This is a genomic window from Pedobacter borealis DSM 19626, assembly GCF_000708285.2.
Taxonomy (GTDB): Bacteria; Bacteroidota; Bacteroidia; order Sphingobacteriales; family Sphingobacteriaceae; genus Pedobacter; species Pedobacter borealis.
Genome location: NZ_JAUG01000120.1, coordinates 1 through 12,370, shown reverse-complemented (window position 1 = coordinate 12,370; position 12,370 = coordinate 1). Strand labels below are relative to the sequence as shown.

The 12,370-nt window shown below is 38.3% G+C and carries 7 protein-coding genes; 2 read left to right on the top strand and 5 right to left on the bottom strand.

Translation table 11 applies throughout. The features are described 5' to 3' along the window. Positions 1–452: 452 nt before the first annotated feature. From AW17_RS21620 to AW17_RS21605, 4 genes are all read right to left on the bottom strand, one after another. Positions 453–1,061, bottom strand: coding sequence for a Crp/Fnr family transcriptional regulator (locus AW17_RS21620; protein ID WP_029280028.1), 609 nt, complete (start codon positions 1,059–1,061; stop codon positions 453–455). A 634-nt stretch (positions 1,062–1,695) separates the two neighbouring features. After that, the gene (locus AW17_RS21615) at positions 1,696–3,132 is read right to left on the bottom strand and encodes an AAA family ATPase (protein ID WP_036670633.1); all 1,437 of its coding nucleotides are present in this window, start codon (positions 3,130–3,132) and stop codon (positions 1,696–1,698) included. A 179-nt stretch (positions 3,133–3,311) separates the two neighbouring features. Beyond that, on the bottom strand, positions 3,312–5,276 hold the full coding sequence (gene glgB, locus AW17_RS21610) for a 1,4-alpha-glucan branching protein GlgB (protein WP_029280024.1): 1,965 nt from the start codon (positions 5,274–5,276) through the stop codon (positions 3,312–3,314). A gap of 60 nt (positions 5,277–5,336) precedes the next feature. Beyond that, positions 5,337–7,799: a glycoside hydrolase family 31 protein gene (locus tag AW17_RS21605; RefSeq protein ID WP_029280022.1), complete on the bottom strand. Its 2,463-nt coding sequence runs from the start codon at positions 7,797–7,799 to the stop codon at positions 5,337–5,339. Positions 7,800–8,054: 255 nt separating this feature from the next. On the opposite strand from AW17_RS21605, the gene AW17_RS21600 reads away from it, so the two are divergent. Next, a complete protein-coding gene (locus AW17_RS21600; RefSeq protein WP_029280020.1) occupies positions 8,055–8,537 on the top strand; it encodes a helix-turn-helix transcriptional regulator in 483 nt (160 codons plus the stop codon). A gap of 10 nt (positions 8,538–8,547) precedes the next feature. Next, on the top strand, positions 8,548–9,207 hold the full coding sequence (locus AW17_RS21595; protein ID WP_036670628.1) for a nucleotidyl transferase AbiEii/AbiGii toxin family protein: 660 nt from the start codon (positions 8,548–8,550) through the stop codon (positions 9,205–9,207). A 58-nt stretch (positions 9,208–9,265) separates the two neighbouring features. On the opposite strand, the gene AW17_RS21590 is transcribed toward AW17_RS21595, so the two are convergent. Continuing rightward, entirely contained in the window at positions 9,266–12,175 is a 2,910-nt protein-coding gene (locus tag AW17_RS21590) for a TonB-dependent receptor (RefSeq protein WP_029280017.1), read from the bottom strand. Positions 12,176–12,370: the final 195 nt, after the last annotated feature.

The following is a 12,370-nucleotide window of genomic DNA, read 5'->3' as shown; positions in this document are numbered from 1 at the left end:
ACACAAAACCACTGCGTTTTAGGTTTGGCAATGCTATTTGTTCTCTCCTACAACTGTTTTTTTATTTCTCCGGCTCTTGGGATTGACGGCGTTCTTCGGTTAAGACAAGGTGTTATTTGAGGAAGCTAGCAAAACGCCTAAAAATTCACCTCAAAAAGATATGTCCACACAATAGCCTCTACCAGGATATATAAGTACTGGCAGCCTGTGAAACAAAATAAGCCTCCCTAAAAAAGAGAGGCTTACGAATGTAATCTAAATCGTCCCGTTGATTTAATTTTTACTTACCCAAATTTAAATACAAATATGATGCTTAGTATATGCAATTTAAGGTTGTACATCAATATGTAAAAAGTGTATAATGTTATGTAAACATAGCGTTTAAAATGAGTATTCTTCGCACAGATCGACCTAACCTGTTATGATCAACCGTGAAACTTTTTTTTATTTAACTACACCAGCTCCCTTACCAACTTACTGCGTATGCGGCTAAGTGTTTCGAAGCGCATACCCAAATAACTGGCTATACACCTTAATGGCACTCTAGACATATCAAAAGAGTTTAGTTCCAAGAATTTTTCATAACGCCTTTCTGCCGAAGGGATTCGAGCTATTATGGCCCGCTCTGAGGCGGCATGATACTGGAGCGCTAAAATCTTTCTGCCAATAACATTCGTTTCCTGATAACTGGCGTAAAGCTTATCAATCAATAAGTGTGGAATGGCAACCAGTTCTGAATTTTCCAATGCCTGCAAATATTCAATTGAGGGCTGAACGTTTTCATCGGGATGCTGAATCGCTCCTATAAATTCGTTCCCTAAACTGATCCAAGTGGTAATCTCTTTATTACCATCTTTAATAAAACCTCTTACCAAGCCTGATACTACGAAAAAAACATAATCATTATTATCAATGGGCGATAAAATGTATTTATTTTTCTTGATTAGAAGAGTATCTACATTTTTTTCTATTTCCTGGATAAATCCAGAGGTTATAGGGCATAAACTGCTGAAATAATTTAATACAGCGTTTACTAAAAATACCTTTCGGGATTCGAGCATACACAAATAGGGATAGACTTAAGACCCTTAATTATAGCGTTTTTTAACGGAATATAAAAATAAAGTAGATTATTAAGACAATTATGATATTTAAACACCTTTATAACGAGGATTTGTTAATATTTTGAAGCACAAACTGATTTATCCGGGTAAAAATGCTGAGTTTAGTCTTATTAAACAACCCGATAAGCATGCATAACAGAGACTGACAATCTTTAGAGACTGACAATCTTTAAAAAAGCGTCTTTTCAATTAAAATAACTGATATTTTTACTGGCAATGAAAAGAACTTGAAATTCCGATCAGTAAGAATAATTGACGACAAAGAGACTGCCATATTTTTAGCCAGGAAAATCGCTTTTAACTTTTCTCTGATAATTCTTCCTCTTTCTACGCCTACCTAAGCATTATGTTTGCCATGGAAACACGGAAAAATTTACTTCTTCTCTGTGATTTCTGTGTTTCCGTGGCTAATCAATTTTTGCACATGTTTTAAAAGCGATTTCCCTGATTTTTTAGCAAATAATACTTGCAAGAGAAAAGAGTTATTGTATCTTTGCACCCTCTCTGGAAGCTTCCACTCCAGGGTTTAAGAAAGCCTTCCAGCGATGGGAGGCTTTTCTTATTAAATTGGCTAATTATCAAGCAGCATATCCATCGTAATCTCTTTTTGTACCAAACCCGGGTAACGTTCACTATTTGCGACTCCATAAGTTGTAATCATAGTCAAGAACAATGCTTTTCTTGTGCTTGCTTGATATTGAAACACCTTTAGTTTGTTGACTAATTCCTTTTCATAAGATTTAGTAATTTCAAAAGGCACAGCAGAGAATTTAACTTCACATATATTGATACAAGAATCATTTCGATCAATTAGCAGATCAATCTGCACGCCTTGCTCTTCTTTATTTTTAGGCAAATAACGCCAAACAGATATTTCGGTATAAACATTATCTATCCCTATTGCTTTCTTAATCTGTGAAATATGTTTCATGCAAATACTTTCAAAGGCATATCCACCCCAGCTTTTCCATGATGTACCTGAATAAAATTTCAGCCAGGTTCCAGCCCCGGTTGCTTTATTACCATCAATAAATTTGAGGTAAAATATCGAGTACTCATCAGTTAATTTGTACAAAGAATCTTTACTGCTTTTTCCAAAGGGAAGATAGGGCGTAATAAAACCAGATTCCGCCAGTTCTGCAAGTAATTGCGTAGCATACCCGCCACTGCTTAGCTTACAGGCATTAATAATTTCGGTACGAGTTAATCCTTTGCCTTTTTTTGCCAATGCCTGAACAATATCAATATGATTTTCTGCTTTATCGAACAATGAATAATAAAGATTCTTAAATTCTTCCAAAAGTAAACCGTCTTTGGTAAAAAACAGCCTGTCTATAATCTGGGCAACACTCTCACCAGGTTCAATTTCTTTAAGGTATTGTGGTATCCCACCCATAGCCATATATACCTGCAGGAGCTGGTACTTATCCAGTTTTATTTTTCTGTATTTAAGATATGCTGCGGTTTCACCTACGGTAAAAGGGAGGAGCCTTATTCTTCTGGTTACACGGTTATGCAATCCACCACGATTATTGATCACTTTATTAATCATCCAGGAAGCTGCCGAACCGCAGATCACAACAATGAGTTTTTTTTCCCTCGAAGCCCAACTATTCCAAAAATTTTCAAATGCAGGCATAAATCCTGAGCGGGGCGTATTAATCCAAGGAAATTCGTCAATAAAAATGACTGTTCTTTCTTTTTTTATTAAGGGCCTAAGGTATTGGATCAGCATCTCAAAGGCAGCTATCCAACTTTCTGGTTTGGCCAAAGCAAGGCCTCCTGTTACTTTGGCAAGTGCCAAGCTAAAGTTTTCCAACTGCTGATTCAACGTGGCATGATGTATCCCAGAAAATTCAAATGCAATTTCTTTCTTAAATCCGTTTCTGATTAAATATGTCTTCCCTACCCGTCTTCGTCCATATACAGCAATCAGCTCACTTTCACCAGATTTCTCAATCTTATTTAGCAGCAATTTTTCTTCAGTTCTTCCTACAACCTGTTCCATAACCATTTAACTTACAGCAACAAATGTAACCAAAAATTCAGTTTTGGCGTAATATAAAAACCTATATTACGCCAAAACTATGTTTTTATATGCAGTTTTGGCGTGATATAAAAACCTATATCGCGCCAAAACTATGTTTTTATATGCGGTTTTGGCGCAATATAGCAATCAATAATATTTTACTTGCTCTTAAAAATCGTTACCGCCAAGGGTGGTAAATCGACGATTATCGAATATTCCTGTCCATTATAATTTTCCGGGTCAGGAACAATATCCCCTCTGTTATTAATACCGCCGCCATAGTAAACAATATCATCAGTATTAAAAATTTCTGTCCATTTGGCTTTAAAAGGAATACCAATTTTATAATTTTCACGCACCACTGGCGTTAAGTTTATTGCAACAACCAAAGTATCTTTTGCTTTTGGACCTTTGCGCATAAATGTGAAGACAGATTCGTTTGCATTATCGGCATCGAGCCATTGAAAGCCTTCATAACTAAAACTGAAATGATACAATGCCGGTTCTTTGCGGTACAGAAAGTTTAAAGCCTTAACGGTTTCCTGCATGCCCTTGTGCGGCGCATATTGAAGCAAATGCCAATCTAGCGATTGCGTAAAATTCCATTCGTTGGTTTCGCCAAACTCATTCCCCATAAACAGCAGTTTTGCTCCCGGATGGGTGAACATATAACCATAAAGTGCCCTTAAATTTGCAAATTTCTGCCAGTCATCTCCAGGCATTTTATACAACATTGGCGACTTACCGTGTACGACTTCATCATGAGAGAAAGGCAACATAAAATTTTCGGTAAAGGCATAAGTCATGCTAAAGCTCAACTGATGGTGGTGGTGTTTCCGGCCGAGGGTTTCTACTTTGAAATACTTTAAGGTATCGTTCATCCAGCCCATCATCCATTTCATGCCGAAACCTAATCCGCCAGCATGTACCGGATGGGTTACGCCAGGATAAGTACTACTTTCTTCGGCAATGGTCTGTACGCCCTCAAAATTTCCATAAACGGCAACATTCAGGTCCTGCAAAAACTGTATGGCCCCAAAGTTTTCACTTCCACCATATTCGTTTGTTGCGGCGTCTCCATCTTCTCTGGAGAAATTGAAATATAACATCGATGCTACGGCATCTACCCTTAGGCCATCTGCATGATATTGGTCAATCCAAAACAAGGCATTACTAATCAAAAAAGAGCGTACTTCGTTTCGGTCATAATTGAAAATATATGATTTCCAGTCTGGATGAAAGCCTTTTCGCATATCGGCGTGTTCGTACAGATGTGTTCCATCAAATTCATATAAACCATGCCTATCGCCTGGAAAATGAGAAGGAACCCAATCCAATATTACTGCAATATCTGCTTTATGGAGCTCGTCAATCAGATACATTAAATCCTGTGGAGAACCATAACGCGAACTTGCACCAAAATAACCTGTAATCTGATAACCCCAGCTCGGAAAATATGGAAACTCCATTACAGGCATCAGTTCTACGTGCGTAAAACCCATTTCCTTTACATAAGGCACTAGCCTCCCAGCAACTTCCCTGCAGGTCAAAACACGTTCTGGATTATCCGGATCGCGCTCCCAAGAACCTAGATGTATCTCATATACCGAGATGGGTTGATCCAAAGCATTTATTTTTGCTCTTTTTTTAAGCCAGGCTTTATCTTTCCAGGTATAATCGGTATCCCAAACAATACAAGCTGTTTGTGGCGGATGTTCCCATCTTCTGGCATAAGGATCGCCTTTTAAATGCTCAGATTCATCAAAACCTTTAACAAAATATTTATAAACTTCGCCCTTTGCAATTCCAGGGATAAAACCTTCCCAGATACCCGATTTATCCCACCTTACGCTCAGCGGATGTGAAGCGTTGTCCCAATCGTTAAAATTACCCACTACACTTACACGGATGGCATTTGGAGCCCAAACCGAAAAATAAGTTCCAGCGGTTCCATCAACAGTAATTAAGTGTGAGCCCATTTTCTCATAAAGCCTAAAATGCTTTCCTACAAGAAAAAGATCGATATCGTAATCGGTAAATAAACTGTGTATCCAAACGGATTTCTGTTTATCAGTTTTTGTTTGGGATGATTTTTTTACAAGAACTTTTTTTGCTGCTGGCATAGGTATTTTGGTTAGATTAGATGAAACCCCAAATACCAAACAGGATTTGGGGCTCAATGTTTACAGACCCAAGATCTGTATTTCTAAGAAGTTCTTATTGCATTTAAAATGCAGGATATTCTGATCATCGGTATAAAAGTCTTTTACCTCTTTATTGTCGATAATGATCTTTTTGACCTGGAATTTTACGCCGATAACATTGCAAACATAAAATTCATAATTAGGCGTATACAATCCTTCATTACGCTGGTTCACTTTAATGGCCTGAGTATCGCCTTTTACAGTGAATTTCTTTTCCAGATAAATATCCTGCTCGTAAGCAAAAGTATCGCCATGATCTTCGTACATGTACGAATTAACCTCATAATCGCTATGATAAATATTCAATACCACTTCGGTAATAGATTTTTCATCAACATATTGCATTACCGGATATTCTGGCAAAACTGTACCTGCCCTTACAAACATTGGCATACTATCTATCTTTGCATCAACCGTATACTCGTTACCGCCATCCAGGATTTCGTTGGTCCAGAAATTATACCAGGTGCCTTTTGGGAGGTAAACTTTTCTAGATATTGCACCCTGTTCTAAAACCGGGCATATCAATAGTTTATCACCATAGCAAAATTCATCCTGACGGAAACTGTTGCTGATATTTTCTTGCTCAAGCATCACTAAAGGCCTCAAAATAGGAAAGCCATAACGATGATGCTCCCAGAAAACCGAATATAGATAAGGCATTAAACGATATCTTAATTCGATAAACTTACGGTTGATATCTTCGAAAAACTGGCCAAAGCTCCAAGGTTCCCGTTCAGCGGTATCACCGGCAGAGTGTGCACGCATAAAAGGAGAAAATGTACCCAGTTGGATCCATCGGGTAAACAACTCTCCATCTGGCTCACCACTAAATCCGCCGATATCTGTTCCACAGAAAGGCACACCAGAAACTGATAAACGCTGGCACTGTATATTTCCGATCTTTAAATGCTCCCAGGTTGCGATATTATCGCCGGTCCAAACACTTGCATAACGCTGCATGCCCGCATAACCAGCCCTTGTAATCGTAAACGGACGTTTATTGCGCATCAGTTTTTTTAACCCCTCGTAGGTAGAACGCACCATCTGCATGCCGTAAACATTGTGTGCCTTACGGTGTGAGCCGCGGTAGCCATCATAATTATGGCGGACATCGTTGGGGAAAGTTCCTGAACCAAATACAGCTGGTTCGTTCATATCGTTCCAGAAACCTGCAACGCCCATATCTACCAGCTCTTTATATAAATTACCCCACCAGCTCCGTACTTTTGGATTGGTAAAATCGGGAAACTGACAGCGCCCTGGCCAAACATGCCCTTCCATATAATAATCGTCGCTGCGGCGACAGAAAAATCTTTTCTCTTTCCCTTCTTTAAATACCCAGTAATCGTCATCCACCTTAATTCCAGGATCGATCATCACCACCGTTTTAAAACCATCATCAGATAGCTCTTTGATCATTCTTCGCGGATCTGGAAAGTATTTTTTGTTCCAGGTAAAACAACGGTAGCCATCCATGTAATCGATATCCAGATAAATGGCATCGCAAGGGATTTTACGTTCCCTGAACTGTTTGGCTATTTCTTTAACTTTTGTTTCAGGGTAATAACTCCAGCGGCACTGCTGATAACCCAAAGTCCATTTTGGTGGCATCGGGTGTGTTCCGGTTAAAGTTGCATAACGTTTAACAACATCCATAATATGCGGGCCATGGATATAATAGTATTGCAGTTCTCCGCCATCGGCCCAGAAACTGGTTTTATTTACATCCTCCGATCCGAAATCGAAATACGATTTAAAGGTATTATCGAAAAAGATACCATAGGCGGCCTGATTGTGCAAACCGATATAAAAAGGTATAGTACGATAAAGTGGGTCCTGGTTCCAACCGAAGGAGTAAGCATCGGTATTCCAGTTTTCGAAACGGCGCCCCCGCAGGTTAAAATTACCAGATTTATCACCCAAACCAAAGAAATTTTCTTCAGGGTGGCATTTTTTTGTTGCGTAGATATAATAACCACCAAAATCTACATTTTCTTCCCAGTGCATAGAATTGGCTTCATCAACCATTACTACATTGGTAATATTATCAGAAAAAGAAATATGGAAGTTTGCTTTTTCTATTTTACAGGTTACCGCATGGGTAGAGATCGTGAAATGATCGTCGTGTTCCTGCATTTTAAAAACAGACACTTTTTGATCTACTTCGGGTACGGCATAAGAAAAATCCTCTAAGAAAACGCCATGAGGAGCCAGGCGAACGCGGATAATATCGTCGCTTACCACCCGAACTTCTACTCTTGCATCGCCGTCAGAAAAATAAAAACGGTTACCCTCCTTTTTTACTTTTTTAACAGCACCGAGGTATTGTTTAACAATTGGCTTTACCGATATATCAACTGGATTATTTAAATGCTGTATTTCTTGCTCCTTTTCGACCAGATCACTTGTCTCTTTAGGTTTGTCGTTTTGCGCTTCCATCCTTATTTTTTCAAAATTTTAAATTCATGGTTCTTAAACCGGGATGTGCTTAAGAAAGTACTATAATACAAATATTTTACAAAAGGGATGTAGCTTTTTATGAAAAGATTGTTTTCAATAGTGTGATTTTTACACTAAGCTATATTATTTCACAATTTTGCATGAAGATTTAGTATCATTCTTGATTTAAGAAAAAGCTATACTATAAATTATTTATAAACATAAATTCATAAACATTTTTGTTTATTTTTGGATATGGAAAAATTGATCGATAAGTTTAAAGGCATCCACCCCGGCCTTATACTGGAACGTGAGCTTAAAAAAAGGAGGCTTAAAAAGGGCCCATTGGCGCTTTCTTTAAACGAATATCCTCAAACCTTAAATGATATTACAAAAGGTAAGAGAGGAGTCACAGCTTCACTTTCCATTAAGCTAGATCAAATTTTAGGTTTAGAAGAGGGCACCATGCTGATACTCCAGGCTTACTATGAGATACAGAAAGAAAAAAATAAACGGAATGCAGCCGATAAACCTGATTTATCAATTCTCAGAAAGATTCTTTTTTGGGATACCGATTTTGATAAAATAAACTGGAAAAGCCAATATAAATCTGTTATCCAAAGGGTATTGGAGCGGGGAAATAGTGATGAAAAAAATGAACTAATTAGATATTACGGACAAGATTTAGTGAATAAAGTAGCCATTAATAGTATTGGCCGAACTGTTCGAGATATTTAAAAATCAAATTATGTATTGGAATACCGTTAACGAACTTTTAAAAAGCTGCTTGCTTGAACTTATGCAAGCAAAGGAGCTATCTAAGTTTCGACTGGTTGGTGGAACAGCGCTTAGTCTTTATCTCGGTCACCGTTTATCGGTCGACATTGATCTTTTTACAGATGCAAAATATGGATCAATAGACTTTGATCGAATTGAGAAGTTACTCAGGAATAAGTTTGCCTTCGTTCAAGGTGATTTTGGTCAATTTGCGGGTTTAGGGAAATCCTATCTTATTGGTACAAATAAAGAGAATATAGTTAAACTAGATCTCTTTTACAGCATGGATCCATTTTTTGAAAATTTTGTAGTTCATGATGGTGTGCGTATGGCAACCGTACCTGAAATCATTGCAATGAAGATAGATATTGTGCAAAGAGGTGGTAGAAAGAAAGATTTTTGGGACTTACATGAATTGCTAGATAATTATAGTGTAAGTGATATGATTGAACTTCATAAAAAACGTTTCGAATGGACTCACGATGAAGAAATGATCAGAAAAAACTTCACTAACTTTCTTACTGCAGACAATGACTTTGATCCAATATGTTTAAAAGAAAAAATATGGGAGTTCGTTAAAGAAGACTTAACAGAGGCGATTGATAGCAGCAACAATAAGCCTGCCGTTTAAACAGCACAAAAAGCCCCCTATACATGATACAGAGGGCCGCTCAAAACTCAATATTTTGTTATGGGTTAAAAGTCAATCCAATATAGTAGATTGCTCCTGCCTCAGGATTACCATAGGAAGTGAAATAGTATTTGTTCAGTATATTTGAGCCACCTAGTTTAACAACCGAGTTTACTGACGGAATCCTTAAACTAACCTGAGCATCTAAAGAACTGTATGCAGGTACCTGACCTGAGGCAAAAGAAGAATTCCAGTAGAATTGATCTTGCCAACGGTAGGCTAAATTAAAACCAAAGTTTTTAATAATTTCTTTATTGCCAAAACCCAGGTTGTAACGAATTTTTGGGGTATTGAAATCGTTAATGTAATTAACTGGTAAATCGCCTATTTCGTTATAAGAAACGTTACCACTGATGTTATATTTACCCACTAAATAATCTAAACCTAAAGCTGCACCATAAGAAGTTACTTTACCTTCGGCATTAACCGGAACACCGAATTTCACAAAACTTCCACCTACATTCTGATAAACATCTACTGCGGTGATAAAGTCTTTATAGATGTTGTAATAACCATAAGCATCAACCAATAAATTTGGAAGAAGCAATCCTTTATAACCTAACTCATAAGATTGAACACTCTCTGGACGGACACCTTTTGAATCAAAAGTATATTGTTGCAACAACGCCGGATTAGGCGTACCCGTTGCAACAGCCGAGGCTAGGAATGCGCGGTAACTTACGTCAGTATAAGGCTTATTGGTATCAAGATGGTAGTTGTCGAACATAATTTCTGGCAAACCACCGATCAATCTTTGAGAACCTCCACCTACTGAAAGGTTGATGTATTGATTTTGTGTGGTTGGGTTACGGTAACCTGTTTGGTAAGAAACCCTGATGTTGTTATTTTTGGCAACAGTGAACACACCGGTTACCCTTGGTGTAAACCGGCCTGCAAAATTCTGGCTTTTATCATAACGGCCTGCAAAAGTAAATTTAACCTTATCGTTAAAAAGTTTTTTACCGATCTGTGCAAACGCACCATATTCTTTAATATCGATGGAACTTGTCAAGTCGTTAAAAATTGTTCCAGCTGAATTTAAATCATATAAACGATAAGATGCACCCACCTGAAACTCTACCACTTTATCGAAAAGGTTGGTAAAGTTGTACATTCCCTCATAATGGTAAAGGTTAGATTTATCATCGAATTTTGAACCATAAATGCCTTTACTGGGATCTGAGGCACTGATGGTGGTATTCATAATCTGATCCTTAGCCTGTATAAACTGCGGAGAACCAGGTGCGAAACGTCCCTGATCGGCAACACTTCTGGCAAAAGCCTGTGCTTGTACATCAGTTTGACCTGCCGCTCTTGCACCTACATAATTACCAATATATTGTGGAAACCAGCTTGTTGATGGTTTTGATAATTCATTAATATAACTGCCCAAAATAGAAGAAATATAAGAATCACCCGAACGTTCCTGCGTAGTATAGGCTTTAAGGAAGAAATCTTCACCTTTTAATTCTAATTTATATTGTCCGATATTAAAATTGCGGAGCGAATAACGGTCAGAACCAGTATAAACCGAAGTTCCTGTTCCCCAATTGGCCTGTCCAACTATTTGTACTGTATTGCTGATGTTGTAATATAATGCACCAGATGCTTTTAACGATTTGGTACTATAATCTACCAGATTCTCTTCATTATAACCAGTTCTTGAAATATTTTGATCAGGGATTAAACCTGCTTTCAAACCAACATAAAAAGGAAAATAATTTTGTACCGGACCACGCAATGCAGATGGTAATCCCGCCAAAAACCCCGCTTGCTGGGCTGCATTTGGAATGGCGGCACCAAAAGTCCCGTCCATTAATGTTTTAATGTTTGGTATTAAACCACCAGACCCTGTATTAATTCCGGCAATGGTTGCATTTTGAACACTTAGCGCCACATTACGCATATTTTGGCTTACCTCATCACCGTAAACGTTGATTCCGTCGTAATTTGGATCACTGTTTCTATCGCCAGATTTTGCAGTTCTTGCTACCCTATCGAAGTTTGAATAATTATTTCCGTACCAGTCTTTGGCCTGCAAGAACGAAAATGCCGCTTTTACGCCAAACTTATTGTTCCATGATTTTGCCATGCGCACATCCAATTGATTGAAAGGCTGCACACTGTTGTTATCATCGTTAACATGGTTTACCCCTGTTTTATACTGAAAACTTGCGCCAGGATATTTAAAAGGATCTTTAGAAGTCATTAACAAAGTACCGTTGATACCACCCGCACCGTAAAGAGCAGATGAAGCACCTGGTAAAAGCTCTACATTATCTACATCCAGTTCGGTTATACCCACAATATTACCTACCGAGAAATTCAGTCCAGGGGCCTGGTTATCCATTCCATCGATATATTGATTAAAACGGGTATTACCATTTGAGTTAAATCCACGTGTATTAATCGACTTGAAAGTTAAACTCTGCATGCTGCTTTCTACGCCCTTCATATTGTTCAGGGCATCGTAAAATGACGGTGCGGCAATTTCCCTGATAGAAGCAGCACTCATCCGCTCGATAGAAACCGGTGATTCTAAAATACGCTCAGGAGTACGCGATGCTGAAACAACCACATCCCCTCCCAAAACCACTGCCGTTTCCAGTTCCAGGTTAATTCCCGTAGCATTCCCGGTAACCTGCTGTTCTACTGTACCATAGCCCACGTAAGACGCCACAAGCGTAAAGGGAACTTTAGCTGTTGTTGTAAATGTAAAACTACCGTTGCTTGTGGAGGCTGTACCGCCAGAGTGGCCTTTGATGGTTAAACTCACGCCAGCTAGGCCTTCTTTCGATTGCTTGTCTTTTACGGTACCGCTCACCGTAATACTCTGTGCCTGTGCCGCCATATTACCTGCGTACACAAATAATAACACATAGAAGATCTGTGTAAAAATTCTGCTCATAAACGATTGTTAATTTGGTTGTTTGTATTATTAACCTGAGTTCGATAATTATTTGCTGAAAATTATATCTTATTTACGCCTAATCCCGCTTTATCGTCCTGCTGAATTTATTTCAGCATCTTTTTAGCGTGAAAGACCCTGAAATAAATTCAGGGTGACGACCGTCTTAACAGAAAACTTGATTAAAACGCCACA